Below are 17,101 nucleotides of genomic sequence, written 5' to 3' on the forward strand. Positions count from 1 at the left end.
GGATTATATGAATAATTCAAATAAACTTACTGCAATTCAAGTTATGCGAGGCATTGCAGTAGTGTTGGTTCTTTTTTTTCACGCTACTGAAAATCTTGTTGCTAAAGGGGTCGGTGGCACCGTGTTAAGCACAGGTCAGTCTGGGGTAGATATATTCTTTATTATTAGTGGATTTATAATATTTTACTCAGCTAAAAACAAAGTTGGCAAATCCGGAATGATTTCTTTCCTCGCAAGCAGAGTAAAGAGAATTGTTCCTAATTACTGGTTTTATACTTTTTTTTTCGCGGCTTTATTGATTGTATTTCCAGATAAGTTCGATCGCTCTATATTTGATATAAACCATCTTGCTCATTCTTTGTTTTTCGTTCCAATGACTGATAATGCACCGCCTTTAATATCACTTGGTTGGACCTTGAACTATGAAGTGTACTTTTATTCTGTTTTCTTAATATCTATATTAATGTCGGTTAAGTACAGGCTCGCTTTCGTTTCATTTGTGATTTTTTTGATATTCATATTTGCAAACAATAGCAACCTTAATCAATTTTATAAAAATGATGTTGTCTTCGAGTTTATCTTGGGTGCAATGCTTTATATATATTACACTAAGTATTATAGGGAATTCACTTATATCCCTGAGACCGTTTTCTATATTGCAATAGCATTGATTATTTACTTGATGAGTCGTATTTCTATAGAGTCAAGATTTTTGAGTTTCGGGATTCCAAGCTTTATTGTTATGGTGCTTTCCCTTCATGTTAGATTCAGTGGTTTAATTGGAGAGTTATTGGAAAGAATAGGAGAGGCTTCTTATTCTATTTATCTTTCCCATGCGCTATCAATGCCGTTTGTTATAAAACTACTTCTCTTCTTTGGGAGTGGTTTCTATCTATCAATGACAATCTCTATAATATTTTGTTTAATGGTTGGTTGGTGTTCATATCAAGTATTAGAACGGAGATTATTTGATTTTTCTTGGTGGAAGTTTAAAGTGGTGATTTAGGTTTTTTTCTGATTTTTTATTAAGGAAATAAAAATGAAAGCGATTGTTACTGGTATTACTGGTCAGGATGGGGCATATTTGGCTGAGTTACTCTTAAATAAAGGGTATACTGTTTATGGTACTTATAGAAGAACCAGTTCCGTTAATTTTTGGCGGATAAAGGAACTTGGTATCAAGGGGCATAAAAATCTTCATCTAGTTGAATATGATTTGACAGATCTCAGTGCTAGTATTCGACTTTTGCAAGAGACTGAAGCAACAGAAGTATATAACCTTGCAGCGCAAAGCTTCGTTGGGGTTTCTTTTCAACAGCCTATTACAACCGCAGAGATTACAGGGATTGGGCCTTTAAATTTACTGGAAGCCATCCGCATAGTAAATCCAAAAATTCGGTTTTACCAAGCTTCGACTTCAGAAATGTTTGGTAAAGTACAGGAAATTCCTCAAGTGGAGTCTACACCGTTCTATCCACGTAGCCCGTATGGTGTTGCAAAACTATATGCGCATTGGATGACGGTCAATTATCGCGAATCTTATGATATATTTGCAACCAGTGGTATTTTATTCAACCATGAGTCGCCGCTTCGTGGCCAAGAGTTCGTTACAAGAAAAATCTCTGATGGGATTGCAAAAATAAAATTAGGCCAGCTCGATAAAATTGAACTTGGCAACCTTGATGCAAAAAGGGATTGGGGGTTTGCTAAAGATTACGTTGAGGGCATGTACTTAATGTTGCAGGCTGAAAAACCTGATACATACGTACTTGCCACTAATCGTACCGAAACCGTTCGTGATTTTGTTTCACTTTGTGCACAAGCTGCGGGAATGGATATCGAGTGGAATGGAAAAAATGAAGATGAGTATGGTGTGGACAAGCTTACAGGTAAGACCATTGTTAGCATCAATCCGAAATTTTATCGCCCGGCAGAGGTAGAGCTCCTAATTGGTAATCCAATTAAAGCCAGCAACGATTTAGGTTGGTCGCCAAAAACCACTTTGGAGGACTTGGCAAAAATGATGGTTGAAGCAGACTTGGGAAGAAATTCAAAAGGTTATTCTTTTTAAAGGTGATCTAAATGAAAGTACTCGTCACTGGAGGTAATGGGTTCACTGGTAAATATGTGGTCTCAGCTTTTGAAGCGGCGGGTTATCAAGTATTAGTAGGGGGGCGTAGCTCCCCTTCATCAAAAAAAGAAGTAATATTTGATATCCTGGATAAAGGTTGTTTGCGTGAAACTTTATCATTACATAAGCCAGATGGAGTCATTCACCTTGCAGGTAGTGCCTTTGTTGGTGAAGGGGACTCTAGCGTTTTCTATCGCAATAATACAATTGGAACTATTAATCTCCTAGAGGCTGTAAAAGAATCTGGAATAGATGTTAATAAAATCATCATTTCCAGTTCTGCTAATATATATGGAAACCCGGCAACCTCAGTAATAAATGAAAATGTAGAGCCTATGCCTGTGAACCACTATTCGTCAAGTAAGTTGGCTATGGAAAACATGGTTAAAGGCTGGTTTTCTGAATTTCCAATTATCATAACCAGACCGTTTAATTACACTGGTGTTGGGCAGAATGTTGAGTTTTTAGTTCCCAAAATAGTATCGCATTTTAAACGTAACTGCGACATTATAGAACTTGGTAATATAGATGTTCAGCGGGATTTTTCTGACGTCTCTGAAATAGCTATTTGTTATTTGAAACTTTTTGATAGCAAGCATTCATCTACTACTGTCAATCTTTGCTCTGGGGTTTCAACTTCATTGGACAAAATAATTAAAGAAATGACAGATATAAGTGGACGAAAAATAGAAGTGAAAGTAAACCCAGATTTTGTGCGAAATAATGAAATTAAAATTCTATGTGGCGACAATTCAAGGCTTAAAAACATGATTAACTTCGCCCCTTCAGGGGAGCTGCGAAGTACATTAGAAAATATGTTTAACTCATCAATGTGAAAATTATGAAAATTGCTATTATTCATGACTGGCTGGTAACTTATGCGGGGGCGGAGCGTGTTCTAGAAAGGATGCTCAAAGTTTATCCAGATGCTGATTTGTTTTCTATGGTTGATTTCTTAGATAAAAGAGACTTTATACAGAATAAACCAGTTACTACAAGTTTTATTCAAAAATTGCCATTTTCCAAAAAAAAATACAGAGGGTATTTACCATTAATGCCGTTTGCCGTTGAGCAACTTGATCTGTCAATGTATGATGTAATCATATCTAGCTCCCATGCAGTCGCAAAAGGTGTTATTACTGGTCCGGATCAGTTACATATTTGTATGTGCTATAGTCCTATTCGCTATGCATGGGATCTGCAACATCAATATTTGAAGGAATCGCAACTTGAGTCTGGTATAAAGTCTTTTTTTGCCAGGTATTTCTTACATAAAATTCGTCTTTGGGATATTAGAAGTAGTTATGGCGTAGATAATTTTATTGCCATTTCAACTTTTATTAAACATAGAATTAATAAATGCTACCGTAGAGATTCCGATGTTATCTATCCCCCCGTATTTGTGGAAGACTTTGAGACGGTTTTTGATAAAGATGATTTCTACATGACATCTTCTAGACAGGTGCCGTATAAAAAAATAGATCTAATTGTTGAAGCATTCAATAAAATGCCAGATAAAAAACTCATCGTTATAGGAGATGGCCCGCAACATAAATTAATAAAATCTATTGCCGGGGATAATGTCTCAATAATGGGGTATCAGAGTTTTGGAGTTCTTAAGGATTATCTTAGTAGAGCCAAAGCATTTGTCTTTGCTGCAGAAGAGGATTTTGGTATTGCTCCCCTTGAGGCGCAGGCCTGCGGCACACCTGTGATTGCTTACGGTAAGGGGGGGGCAAAAGAAACAATTATTATCGACGGAGAAAATAGAACTGGCGTATTCTTTAAAGAACAGACTGTAGATTCTATTATTGGTGCCGTTAGGGACTTTGAGGCGTTGAATATTTCCCCGTCGGCATGTCGAAAAAATTCAGAAAGATTCTCGTCATCTGTTTTTGACAAGAAATTTAAAGATTATATCGAATGTAAAATCAGTGAAAAATTCGATTGATAATTAAAATAATATAAAGATCAATGTGGGCGCGTGATACGGCTAAGGTATACTCCGCAGCGCCCTTTAATTTTACAAGGGGCTTATATGGCCGTTTACTGGATTAGAAATCTCTCTATACATGGGATTTTATATGAAATCATCTAATGGCTTTGCATCTGCCTTTATATCAAAAGTTTTATTAGCATTATCAGATTTATTTCTTTTTAATTTCTCAATTTTAGTTGCATATTTCTTTATATCAAGCGCGTTTGGTAATTTTAGCGAGTTCGTGCCAGAGGGTGAACTTGGTGCACGAGTTCTTGCACACTTTATATTATCCATTTTGTGTGTGCTATGGTTTTGGACAAGGTTAAGACATTATTCTTATAGAAAACCATTTTGGTTTGAATTAAAGGAAATATTTCGCACGTTAATAATATTTGCTGTTTTAGATTTGGCCTTAGTTGCTTTTTCAAAGTGGAATTTCTCTCGATACTTATGGTTTGTAACTTGGATATCTATTCTATTCCTAGTTCCAATTGGTCGAGTTCTTGTTAAGAAGGCCCTTAATTATTTGGGGTTTTGGAAGAAACAGACAATCATAATCGGTTCTGGAAGAAATGCATTCGAAGCTTATGCCGCATTGCAAAGCGAAGAGGTCCTTGGGTTTGATGTTGTTGGTTTTGTTTGTACAGATATCCCTTGTGAGTCACAGTACTTTGGAGTTCCAGTAATTAAAAATGAAGATGAACTTTGGAATTTAGCAGACGTTGATAATACACAATTTATTGTTGCATTGGAGTTTGAACAAAACCTTCTCCGTGACTGGTGGCTTAAAAACTTAGCGAAAAGGAATTGTCGTTCAGTTTCAGTGATTCCTACTTTGCGAGGTGTTCCTCTATACGGAACAGATATGTCGTTTATCTTCAGTCATGAGGTAATGATATTGCGAGTAAGCAATAATTTGGCAAAACGGTCATCCCGGTTAATTAAACGAGTCTTTGATATTGTTGGTTCTTTATTTATTATGTTGCTTTTATCCCCTTTGTTGTTACTGATCGCTTATAAAGTATCTAGGGATGGTGGAAAACCAATATATGGACATGAGCGTGTCGGGCACAATGGTAAAAAATTTAAATGCCTGAAGTTCCGTTCTATGGTGTTAAATTCCCAAGAGGTTTTGCAGAATTTATTGGCTAGCGATCCTGAAGCTCAAGCTGAATGGAATAAGGATTTCAAACTCAAGAACGATCCAAGGATTACTAGCGTTGGTGCTTTTTTGCGTAAAACGAGCCTAGATGAGTTGCCTCAGCTATGGAATGTGTTTATTGGTGAGATGAGTCTTGTAGGGCCGCGGCCTGTAGTAGAGCAAGAACTTGAGCGTTACGCTGGAGATGTTGACTATTATTACATGGCTAAGCCAGGAATGACTGGATTGTGGCAAGTCAGTGGACGTAATGATATTGACTATGATACCAGAGTTTATTTTGACGCTTGGTACGTAAAAAACTGGGCTCTTTGGAATGATATCGTTATCCTTTTCAAGACTATAGCTGTTGTACTTAAGCGAGATGGTGCATATTAAACTTGCTTTATCAATAAATTTTATTTTTAGTTAACTGACCATTCTAGTGCCTTTTCAAGTTGGTGAATGAACGCCGTTTGAAACGCCACACTAGAATGGTTTTTTTATTCTATAAAACCACCTTGGTCACATTAAAGCTGCATATGTAGTTAGACAATGTGTCGGAGGGTAACTATACTTCAATAAGTATCTTTTTAAAGGTGTGGTTATGGATTGTCTTTCAAATATTAAAACAAAAACAAAAACAAAAACAAAAACAAATACCTCAATCATTTCTGCTATGCAAAGGATCTGCGATCTTGTTTCTATTCTTTTAGGATGGTTTTTTGCAAATATATACGATAATGAGATGATTACTCAAGTATCGCTACTAAGTATTATTATTTTATTCCAGTTCATTACCAGTATAAATAATGTATATACAACTTGGCGTGGCGAGAAATTATTAACTACAGTATATAGAGTTGGTATAAATTGTTTCTTATCTTTCTTTGTTTTTTTTGTTGTGAACTTTTCATTTTCAAAATATAGTCTTGATGATCTCCGTGTTTTGGCAATGTGGTTTTTGATTACACTGTTTTTTTTCTCCTTATTTGGTTTTTTTATTAGATGCCTATGTAAGTATATGAGGAAAAAAGGTTTTAGAGTTAAAAAAGTTGCTATTTTTGGTAAGTCAGAAAATGCATATAAACTTTTTAATCACTTTAAGGATTATCCGTGGTTAGGTTTTTATGTATACGGGTTTTATAATAACTCCTCGTTAAAAAATACATCTGAGTATCCTATTTATTATGCTGGAAATGAAAATAATTTAATGTTCGACATCGGTAATGGATTGGTTGACCATGTTTATATTGCCACTGACTATTATAATGAACAAGAAATAAAATCATTGCTCTTTAAACTTTCCAATACTACAAGCAGTGTGCATTATATTCCAAATATGATCTCATATGGTCTGTTGCAATCCGCAAACACTGATATTGAAGGCATTCCCATCCTTCCTATATATGAGACATCGTTTAATGGAATGAATATGTTGTTGAAACGTCTTATCGATATTCTTCTTTCATTTGTACTGATTGTATTGTTTTTACCGATCATGATATTAACATATCTTTCTGTTATGTTAACCTCACCTGGATCCGTTATTTTTAAACAAAAACGTTATGGTCTAGATGGAAAGGAGATTAATGTTTTTAAATTTAGAACAATGCATGATTCAGCCAATGGCAACAATATAAGGCAAGCCACTATTGATGACTCAAGAGTAACTAAGATAGGCCGGATTTTACGCAGAACTTCGCTGGATGAGCTACCTCAATTATTCAATGTTTTTTTAGGAAGCATGTCACTTGTAGGCCCTCGCCCGCATGCTGTCGCTCATAATGAAGAGTTTAGAAAATTAATTCATGGCTATATGTTGCGCCATAAAGTAAAACCTGGGATTACCGGTTGGGCGCAAATTTGTGGTTGGCGAGGTGAGACTGACACATTGGATAAAATGAAAAAAAGAATTGAATATGATTTTTATTATATAAATAATTGGTCTGTAATGTTTGATGTGAAAATTCTTTTCCTAACTATTATCCATGGTTTGTGGAATAAAAACGCATATTGATTTACGTGAGGTGTGAGATGGAAAGACGGTTGTTTTTGAAGAGAATTAGTATCCTGACATCATGGGGAATACTGCTAGGTAAGTGTGATTTTTCTTTTGGCCAGGATAGTCGAAAAAATTCTTTGAATAAAATTTCTTTTAATGATGTAAAAAATAATATTATGCCTAGTGGGGTAGACGATATACTAATTGAACTTGCCGCACATGATTATGATGGCAGTTTTGAGACGACTTTGGTTAGAAATAAATCAGAAGATAATCACCTGATGGCAGGAAAAAATTGGTCTGATGTCGGATTGGTAAATAAAAAGGCATTGGTATTTGATGCAGAGGGAAAAGCATTCTTGTTAACGTCTAAAAATGGTATCTTCTCTATTGAGAGCCTTGGAGGGGGGATCGGTCAGGATGATAGCTCCCTAATGGAGATTGCTCAATACCTTTCTTCCAAGCCTGTTCATTTGGTAAAGAATAAGGTTTATTACTATAGCAAGCCTGTCAGTCACACTGTAGGTTTTGGTTGGATAGGTAATCATGCCACAATTAAATTCTTGCCGAGGATGGATAATGAACCTAGAGTTCCTTTTATAACCTCACCTGCAACAGATAAAAATATAATTAACGATTCTCATAATTCCAGCACTGGTGTGAAAGGTGTATTGTTTAAAGATCTTACTATAGATACTAATTATAATGATTATTCTGGTAAAGTCGGATTTCTTTATGCCGAAAATACGTTGGATAATTGGTCTAGTTGTCAGTTTGAAAATGTTTCATTTATTAATTCAAAATTTGACAACCTTGCATTGCAAAATAATTGCAGAGATATAATTTTCTCTAGGTGCACATTTAATAACTCTGGTGAAGACGGTGTAACTATTAGGAAAAACTGTAATAATATTAAATTTATTGATTCTTGCGTTTTTTCAAATACCGCGAAGGTACAAAGTGGCGGCGATGGAATAGTTGTTAAAGGAAGTCACATTAGCGTTATCGGTTGCCGATTTGAAAATATCGGCATAGGTAAAAAAGGGGCTGCTATTGCGAATAATGCTGAAGACGCTGATAATGCCGAGCAAGCCAGTTATGGTGTTTTTAACCATAATTATTTTTTGAACTGTCATGGTGGGTTAGGTATTGGTACTGTGAAGAGCTCCCTGGCATTTTCGAATGATTGGATATCGAATATTACTGCTTCAAATAATATTTTTGAAAATGTAGGAAAAGTTGCCATTGGTGCACGATATGTTCACAATTTTACCTCTCACCATAACGTTATTAAAAATCAAACCAGTGCGAAGGATTTTGCAGTTGAGCTTCTTCATGTCACTGGAGCAGATTGTGATTTCTCTGTCAGCCAGTCTCAAGGTGGGACCTTACATTTACGAGATTGTTCAGGTGGTGTGAAACTTTCATCTACGAATGTAGCACTGGCAGGTTTCAATAATGCAGTGTTTATAGAGAAATGTGTCGATGTTAAGGTTGAGTTGGATATAAGTAATTCTGGAAGAGGTGGTTGTTATATTGACACTATAAGCTCTAGTACAGTTTCTATAAAAGCGATTGATATTAAGGGAGTTGCTCTTCAAGTAATAAATTCAATTAATACAAACTTCAATTCTACAGTGGTAAACTCTGCTTTTGATGGTGTCATACTCAGAAAGTTTAAAAATATAATTCTTAATGCTGATATAAAAAATATCGGCACTACCGCAAAAGGTAAATATAATTCCGTTGGTGTCTACTCTGGTAATGGCGCAGTGTTAAATATATCATCTGATTCTAACAATGCTAATTATGATTTGTTTGTTGATAAGAGTTCCACTGGTATAAAAATGTCCCCTAAATCAGAAAATCCATCCATATTGAGAACTAATTATAATGAATTTTGATGAGGCAGTTGGTGACTCCTTCCTATCTTTCTTCTTTTTATGTGTTTTTTCACTTTATTATCCCTATCTAATAAATAATGCCATTTAGATTACAAGGAAATGATTCACATCCTAATGTTTTCCTATGGTATTAATTTTTTGTTTTTGTTATTTATTGAAAAATAAAGGGAAAAAATCAAAAATTAATATGTTGTGGCCTTACTTGACAAAGTTTTAGTTAGCTCCTTTATTTAGATTGTAGGGATGTGCGTCTAGTCCCTATACAGCTTAAGATTTCTGATGTTTTCCCTCTTCATTCGTTAGGTCGGATGAGTTAGAGGTTGGTCTTTCTAAAGGGGTAATTTATGGCTTCTCTAGCAAATCAGCAAACCGCTGCTGCGATTTTCTATGCGGTCTTGGGTCGAAATCCCAGTGAGTATTCTTTTAAGAATTTTGGTGAGCAATTAGAAACTGGTCAGTATACTTTGGCTAATTTTGTCAGCACACTGTTGGCGAGTGCCGAAGGGATAACCCTCTTTCAAGGGAAAAGTAACTCGGATATTGTCACGAAGGTTTATACCTTAGTATATGGTTCAACACCGAGTTCGAGTACAGTTTCAGATCTCCTGACTACTGGTAGTTTACCTAATGTGATTGCTTCCTTAGTAGACAATGTTCTGCATTATGAAGGCTTTGACTCATCACTGCTGAGTTCACAACTTGCATTCACCAACAAAATTAACTCGATCCTCTATTCTTCTACGGCCAGTTTGCCTGCACTGAATCTCCAAGAGCAAATTGCGGCGTTATATCTGGGCATTCCAGGAAGAGAAGTTGATTCTAGCGGATTGAAATACTGGAGTACAGATTTACAAAGAGGCACCAGCTATGCTGATGTAATTCGTAAACAACTTCTTACCCCTGAATATCAACAGAAAGTAGGGCAACTTTCTGGTGATGCGTATATTCAGCATGTTTATACCTTAGTTCACGGTGTTGGAGCAACAGCCCAGCAACTTGCGATATATTCTGCATTAGGTTCTGATAAAGCTTTGATTGCTCAGGCAATCATTAATGATTTACGAACATCAACCGCTACTGATACAACTACAGTCACTCAACAACATGGGTTTGAGTTCGATATCGGCACCAGCTTGTTGTATAAAACTGCTGCCTCACTCACGGCAACAGCGGCTGGCGGTAATGCCACCGGCACGGTTAACACCGGTTCTTCACACCAGATCAGTAATGCTGAAACCGCCGTACTGCAAAACGTGTTGTTAAACGCCAACGCGGCCAGTGTAGTTAACCTGAAGTTCGCCGATCATCTGGCGAATCTGACTATTAACGGCTCCAGCGCAGCAACGGTTAACCTGTCAGACAATGGCGTCAACCCGGGTGTGGACATTACTGTGAATAACGGCAACGTTATTCTTAACGCCAGTTCTGGTGCTGATGATGTTCTCGTTACTACCGATGCAAACGTTGGCCTTGCAACTTCGACGGCCAAGTTTAACCTCGGCGAAGGTAATGACAGCCTGAAATGGTTAGGCAATGCCGCGGTTGGTGGTGCTAACACGGTAAGTGCCAACATCCAGGCCAACGGTGGTAATGGGGTTGATACCATTTCGGCCAACTTTATTACCAAAAACGTGGTGATGGGAGGGAACGCTCTGGCTCGTACGGCGACGATTACCACCAACTCCTCACAATTCTCTAACTTTGAGAAAATTGACCTGGCTGGTTATATTGGCAAAGCGACGGTAAGCAGTGGTTCAACGGCTGCCAACCATACCTTTGACTTTGGTGTATTAACTGGGCGCGCCACCTCAGAATCAAGCCTTACTGGGACTCTTAGCACCACGGTCAATCAGGCAGCAACTTCCACTATTGGCTCACAAGGTTTTGTGTTGTCTGGTTTGGCCGAGGCAGTGAAAGTGATTAATGCTGCCGGCGGTAACTCCGCGCAGTTGGAAGTGACCGGTAATGCGACGGCGGCAAGTAGTGTGGAAATTACTTTCCTGCAGAATGCCACGGACCACTTTAACGTCACTTTCGATGCCGTTAGTTCAACCGATGTGAATGCCGGTTCACTGGCTCTGAACAGCAGCAGCAGTCTGTTGTTGCCAACTGTACTGAGCACGCTGAACATTGCGTCTGGCGGTACCGGTAGTTTTGACAATATCTTGTCACTGACTGGCACAAATGCTCAGGTGCAAAACATTGCTGTTACAGGCGATCACTTACTGGATCTGACTGTGGGCAGTGGTTTTAGTAACGTGCGTGATATTAACGCTTCTGCTAATACTGGTGGTTTGGATCTGAACTCAAACCATGCCGGTACCGGTGACGGTATTATCGTTCAATTGCTTAACATCCTGCCGTTGAGTGCCGTGACTACAGGGCTGTTGGCTCCGGTACTTACCGCTTTAGGCCTGAACGGTTATCAACTGACTGTCGAAGGGACCGGCGCGGCTGACAGCTTCAACGTCCTGGGTAACACAACCCTGGCCGGTGGCAACGGTGTGAATACCTATGAACTGAAGTCCAGTACCACTCAGGCCGGTGTTACCATTACCGACTTTGACAGCACCAAAGACAAGATCGTTGATGCAGCCTCTGCTTTGACCATCTCCGGCAATACCAGCGGCACTGCGGTGGCGGATTACGGCACCCGTGCTTCTGATACTCTGGATGCGCTGCTGGGTACTCTGGTTGGCGGCCTGACCAACGGTGTTATTGGCCTGTTGGGCGGTATCCTCGGTCTCGGTAGCAGCAACGCACTGACGGCTAAAGTGGGTGTGGCGTCAGTAGTGTTTGGCGGTACTGGCGATAATGCCAGCTCTTATGTGATTATTGATAACAACAATAACCACACGCTGGATACTAGCGACAGCGTTGTTTACCTGACAGGGCAAAACCATCAGCAACTGCTGGATACTTTGCATTACGCATAAGGTAAGCTCTGCAGGTTAATAGTTTCCATTGAAACTGTTATTAGTTAAATAATACGGGGAGGTCAAACTTCCCGTATTGTTTTATTTTGTGATCGGCGTCATTATCTCTAACTTATTCCATTCCTCATAATTCCCTCATATTTCATCATGTCTTTCATCTTGTTGTTTTCCCTGCGTTTCTAACAAATGTTTCTGCGGTTTTTTTTTACGTATTGCCTTGCTGATATGTGCTTTCTCTACCTATAGTTAAAAAAAGTATCTGCAGTCTCGAGCATGTTTGGGGAGGCTTCTTTAGGATTTTCTTTATTTTTGTTTTTTTAGGAATTTCCTTAGAAGAAATCAATGCGGATTGGGCTGACAGTGCACATGATGTAAGGGCAGAATGTGAATCAATTTATACCGCGCAATGAAATTGCGGATGTTATACGGACACGCAGTAAAGTTTTTTGGACCGTTGGCATATTCACCGCATTTATTAACTTGTTAATGCTTGTTCCTTCAATCTATATGCTCCAGGTTTATGACCGGGTGCTTCCTTCGCGCAATGAAATCACCTTACTGATGCTGACGCTTATTATGCTGGGAATGTTCGGCATGATGGCGCTGCTGGAGTATGTGCGCAGCATGGTGGTGATCCGTATCGGCAGCCAATTGGACATGCGGTTGAATACGCGTGTCTACACGGCAGCCTACGAATCTAACCTTAAGAATGGTTCTTCCGATGCAGGGCAGATGCTGGGCGATTTGACTACCGTACGGCAGTTCCTGACCGGCAGCGCACTGTTTGCTTTCTTCGATGCGCCCTGGTTCCCGATTTACCTACTGGTGATTTTCCTGTTCAACCCGTGGTTGGGTTTGTTTGCTCTGGTTGGCTCATTGCTGCTGGTTGCGTTGGCGGTGGTCAACGAAATGGTGTCCAAGCAACCCTTGGGCGAAGCGAGCAAGTTATCGATCATGTCCAGCAGCCTGGCAAGTACCAATTTGCGCAATGCTGAAGTGATCGAAGCATTGGGCATGCTGCCTAATCTAAAACGACGTTGGTTTGGATTGCATCAGAGATTTCTCAATAGCCAGCGTGTTGCCAGCGAGCGCGCGACCACCGTCAGTTCCATCACCAAATTTGTTCGTCTCTCTCTGCAGTCATTGGTCCTGGGGCTAGGGGGATGGTTGGCGATTGATGGGCATATCACCCCCGGCATGATGATCGCGGGCTCTATTTTGATGGGGCGTACTCTGGCGCCCATCGAGCAGGTGATTAACGTCTGGAAAAGCTGGAGCTCAGCCAAACTGTCCTATCAGCGTTTGGTCAAACTGCTTGATAAGCATCCACCGCGCGGAATGGGGATGTCGCTTCCCCGTCCAGAAGGGATCATCTCGGTCGAAGGCGTCACCGCCACCCCTCCGGGATCAAAAGCCGATGCGGTGTTGCACAATGTCAGCTTTGCTATTCAACCGGGCGACGTGCTGGGGATTATCGGGCCAAGCGCTTCCGGTAAGTCTACGCTGGCGCGTTTACTGGTCGGTATCTGGCCAGTCAGTGAAGGCATTGTGCGTCTTGATAATGCTGATATCTACCAGTGGAATAAAGATGAGCTGGGGCCTTACATTGGCTACCTGCCGCAGGATATCGAACTCTTTGCCGGCACCATCGCTGAAAACATCGCTCGCTTTAACGATATCGACTCCGAGAAAGTTATTGAAGCCGCCAAGCTGGCCGGGGTGCATGAACTGATCCTGCGCTTCCCTAATGGTTACGACTCGATCATCGGTAACGGCGGGGCAGGGTTATCCGGCGGACAGAAGCAGCGAATTGGCCTGGCGCGTGCGCTGTATGGCGATCCATCTCTGATCGTGTTGGACGAGCCTAACTCCAATTTGGATGACGCCGGTGAGAAGGCACTGAATCAGGCCATTTTGTTCCTCAAGCAGCGTAATAAAACGGTGATTCTGATTACTCATCGCACCAACCTGCTGTCGATGACCACCAAGCTGCTGCTGTTGGTCAACGGTAGCGTCAATGCGTTTGGCCCAACGCAGCAGGTTCTGCAAGCCCTGGCCAATGCGCAAAAAGCGCAGACTCCACAGCAAGCCGTGCGTGCGGTCAATTCCGAGCCGGACGAAGGCAATATCCCAAAAACTCAAATTAATTAAGCCGTGAACTTGCCGGGCGGGGCCACAGCGCCGCCTGCAGTCGAAGGAGTTGGTATGTCTACGCACATTGGCGAGCCGCAAGACTCGTATTCAGAAGAGATCCCACAGGACGAGCGGCGTTTTACCCGCATGGGATGGTTGGTGGTGGGGCTTGGCCTGTTTGGTTTTTTCGCCTGGGCTGCATTTGCACCTTTGGATAAAGGGGTTGCTTCGCCAGGCTCGGTGATTGTTTCCGGCAACCGCAAGACCGTGCAGGCGCCAGCCAGCGGCATCATTAAAAGCATCACCGTAAAAGAAGGCGACAGGGTTAAAGCCGGTGAAGTATTGGTGCAACTGAGTCAGGTACAGGCGCAGGCGCAGGTTGATTCTCTGCGCGATCAATACTACACCACTCTGGCCACCGAAGGCCGCTTGCTTGCTGAACGTGATGGTTTAAGCAAAGTGACTTTCTCGCCGGTCTTCGAACAACTTCAGGCTCAGCCGCGGGTTGCCGAGATCATCGCGCTGCAAACCCAGCTCTTCTCCTCGCGCCGTCAGGGGCTGCAAAGCGAAGTCGACGGTTATAAACAGTCGATGGACGGTATGCGCTTCCAACTAAAAGGCCTGCAGGATTCCAGGGTCAACAAGCAGATCCAGCTTTCCAGCCTGCGTGAGCAGATGAACAGCATGAAACAACTGGCTGCCGACGGCTATTTACCGCGTAACCGCTATCTTGAAGTACAGCGTCAGTTTGCGGAAGTTAACAGCAGCATCGATGAAACCGTCGGGCGGATCGGCCAAGTACAAAAACAGCTGCAGGAATCTCAGCAGCGGATCGATCAGCGTTTTGCCGACTACCAGCGCGAGGTCAGAACCCAACTGGCGCAAACGCAGATGGACGCCAGTGAATTCCGAAACAAACTGGAAATGGCGAATTTTGATCTCGGCAACACCGCTATCACCTCGCCGGTGGATGGCACCGTAGTCGGATTAAATATCTTTACTCAGGGGGGCGTCGTGGGAGCGGGTGACCACCTGATGGACGTTGTACCCAGTCAGGCTACGCTGGTGGTGGATTCCCGCCTGAAGGTAGAGTTGATTGACAAGGTGTACAACGGGTTGCCGGTGGATTTGATGTTTACCGCTTTCAACCAGAACAAAACCCCGAAAATCCCGGGGACGGTGACATTGGTTTCTGCCGACCGTTTGGTTGACAAGGCCAATGGCGAACCCTACTACCAAATGCAGGTCACGGTATCTCCAGAAGGCATGAAAATGCTGGGTGGGGAGGATGTTAAGCCGGGTATGCCTGTTGAGGTGTTCGTGAAGACAGGGTCACGCTCACTGCTGAGCTATTTGTTTAAACCTATTTTGGATCGCGCTCATACTTCATTAACCGAGGAATAATTTTGATTCAATTTAAACGACAGGTTGCTGGCCTTGCTATCAGTACCCTCTTGTTTGCGATATCTGCGCCGGTTCATTCGATAGGGATTCTAGACGCATATTCGCTGGCACTTGAAAAAGATCCGACCTTTCGGGCGGCTATAAAAGAAAAAGAAGCGGGGGATGAAAACGAAAACATCGGCAGGGCGGGGTTGCTGCCGAAGGTGTCGGCCAATTACCAGAATTCGCCACGTAACTGGCAGACACAAAAGTCTCAGCAGCGCGAAAGTTTTTTTAGCGACGCTCTTACTGAGGTTACCAAGCGGCAACAGTACCGCAGCTATTCCAGTTCGATAACGCTGACACAGCCGTTGTTCGATTATGAAGCCTATGCGCGTTATAAGGCCGGCGTGGCGCAAACGCTGATGTCAGATGAGCGTTACCGCAGTAAGTATCTTGATCTGGCCGTGCGGGTAATTTCCGCCTATGTTGAAGTGGCTTACTCCAAAGACCAGATTGCGCTGGCCTCAGCGCAAAAGGCGGCTTACAAAGAGCAATTGGCGCTAAACGATCGCTTAATGAGCGCGGGTGAAGGCACCATTACCGACGTTTCAGAGACCCAGGCGCGCTACAGTCTGGCAGAGGCGCAGGAAATTGAGGCACGTGATGCTCTGGATGCGGCACAACGCGAGCTGGAGGTGATTATTGGCGTACCGCTCGATCAACTGGATGAGCTACAGGTACTGCGCCCCGGTAAATTCCAGGTGGCGCCGTTAATCCCTTCCAAATTTGAAGAGTGGCAAAAAATTGCCCTGGAGAATAACCCGATGTTGGCTGCCTCGCGCCATGGCGTTGATGCCGCCAAGTATGAAGTGGAGAGAAACCGCGCGGGCTTTATGCCGCAGGTTCAGCTCTATGCTTCGCATTCGGAAAATGACTCCAGCAGTGATAACACGGTTAACCAAAAATACCGCACCGACAGTATCGGCGTGCAGGTGAGTGTGCCGATCTATGCCGGCGGTGGGGTATCAGCATCGACTCGCCAGGCGGCATCACGCTATGGGCAGGCGATGTATGAAATGGATGCACAAGTCGGTACCACGCTTAACGATCTGCGTAAGCAGTTCAATCTTTGCATCAGTAGTCGCGCAAAATTAGCGGCGTATGAACTGGCGGTAAAATCTGCGACAACGCAGGTAACGGCCACCCGCCAGAGCGTGTTGGCAGGGCAGCGCGTCAACGTCGATGTGCTGAATGCCGAGCAACAACTTTACAGCGCGCAGCGAGACCTGGCTTCGGCTAAGTACACCTACATAAAGTCCTGGATCACCCTGTTGAGCGACTCTGGAACGCTTGACGAAAAGGACGTAAAACGAGTGGCGCAGTATTTCTCTATGAATCGTTGACCGGGTAGGGATAAATGGTTCAAATACTCACCATGAGTATTTGTCTGAAAGAGCAGCCTCAAGCTGCTCTTTTTTGTCTCAATA

The 17,101-nt window shown here is 42.1% G+C and carries 11 protein-coding genes; all 11 read left to right on the top strand.

Annotated features, from left to right (window positions below; all coding sequences use genetic code 11):
• Positions 1 to 7 precede the first annotated feature (7 nt).
• The 11 genes from M495_RS07400 (at position 8) to M495_RS07450 (ending at position 17,017) form a co-directional block, all read left to right on the top strand.
• A complete protein-coding gene (locus tag M495_RS07400; protein ID WP_081667697.1) occupies positions 8 to 1,006 on the top strand; it encodes an acyltransferase family protein in 999 nt (332 codons plus the stop codon).
• A 33-nt stretch (positions 1,007 to 1,039) separates the two neighbouring features.
• Positions 1,040 to 2,071 carry a GDP-mannose 4,6-dehydratase gene (gene gmd / locus M495_RS07405; RefSeq protein WP_020826017.1) on the top strand — a complete coding sequence of 344 codons (1,032 nt, stop codon included), beginning with the start codon at positions 1,040 to 1,042 and terminating at the stop codon, positions 2,069 to 2,071.
• Positions 2,072 to 2,082: 11 nt separating this feature from the next.
• Entirely contained in the window at positions 2,083 to 2,967 is an 885-nt protein-coding gene (locus M495_RS07410) for a GDP-mannose 4,6-dehydratase (protein ID WP_020826018.1), read from the top strand.
• A 5-nt stretch (positions 2,968 to 2,972) separates the two neighbouring features.
• Positions 2,973 to 4,082, top strand: coding sequence for a glycosyltransferase family 4 protein (locus M495_RS07415; RefSeq protein WP_020826019.1), 1,110 nt, complete (start codon positions 2,973 to 2,975; stop codon positions 4,080 to 4,082).
• Between the two features lie 133 nt (positions 4,083 to 4,215).
• On the top strand, positions 4,216 to 5,649 hold the full coding sequence (gene wbaP, locus M495_RS07420) for an undecaprenyl-phosphate galactose phosphotransferase WbaP (RefSeq protein WP_020826020.1): 1,434 nt from the start codon (positions 4,216 to 4,218) through the stop codon (positions 5,647 to 5,649).
• Between the two features lie 208 nt (positions 5,650 to 5,857).
• Positions 5,858 to 7,270 carry an undecaprenyl-phosphate glucose phosphotransferase gene (locus tag M495_RS07425; RefSeq protein WP_020826021.1) on the top strand — a complete coding sequence of 471 codons (1,413 nt, stop codon included), beginning with the start codon at positions 5,858 to 5,860 and terminating at the stop codon, positions 7,268 to 7,270.
• A gap of 17 nt (positions 7,271 to 7,287) precedes the next feature.
• The gene (locus tag M495_RS07430) at positions 7,288 to 9,159 is read left to right on the top strand and encodes a right-handed parallel beta-helix repeat-containing protein (RefSeq protein ID WP_051150506.1); all 1,872 of its coding nucleotides are present in this window, start codon (positions 7,288 to 7,290) and stop codon (positions 9,157 to 9,159) included.
• 344 nt (positions 9,160 to 9,503) lie between these two features.
• Entirely contained in the window at positions 9,504 to 12,095 is a 2,592-nt protein-coding gene (locus tag M495_RS07435; RefSeq protein ID WP_041414368.1) for a beta strand repeat-containing protein, read from the top strand.
• Between the two features lie 384 nt (positions 12,096 to 12,479).
• Positions 12,480 to 14,246: a type I secretion system permease/ATPase gene (locus M495_RS07440; RefSeq protein ID WP_020826025.1), complete on the top strand. Its 1,767-nt coding sequence runs from the start codon at positions 12,480 to 12,482 to the stop codon at positions 14,244 to 14,246.
• 54 nt (positions 14,247 to 14,300) lie between these two features.
• A complete protein-coding gene (locus tag M495_RS07445; protein WP_020826026.1) occupies positions 14,301 to 15,632 on the top strand; it encodes an HlyD family type I secretion periplasmic adaptor subunit in 1,332 nt (443 codons plus the stop codon).
• Between the two features lie 2 nt (positions 15,633 to 15,634).
• Positions 15,635 to 17,017, top strand: a complete 1,383-nt coding sequence (locus M495_RS07450; RefSeq protein ID WP_020826027.1) for a TolC family outer membrane protein — start codon at positions 15,635 to 15,637, stop codon at positions 17,015 to 17,017.
• Positions 17,018 to 17,101 lie beyond the last annotated feature (84 nt).

The organism is Serratia liquefaciens ATCC 27592 (genome assembly GCF_000422085.1).
Taxonomy (GTDB): domain Bacteria; phylum Pseudomonadota; class Gammaproteobacteria; order Enterobacterales; family Enterobacteriaceae; genus Serratia; species Serratia liquefaciens.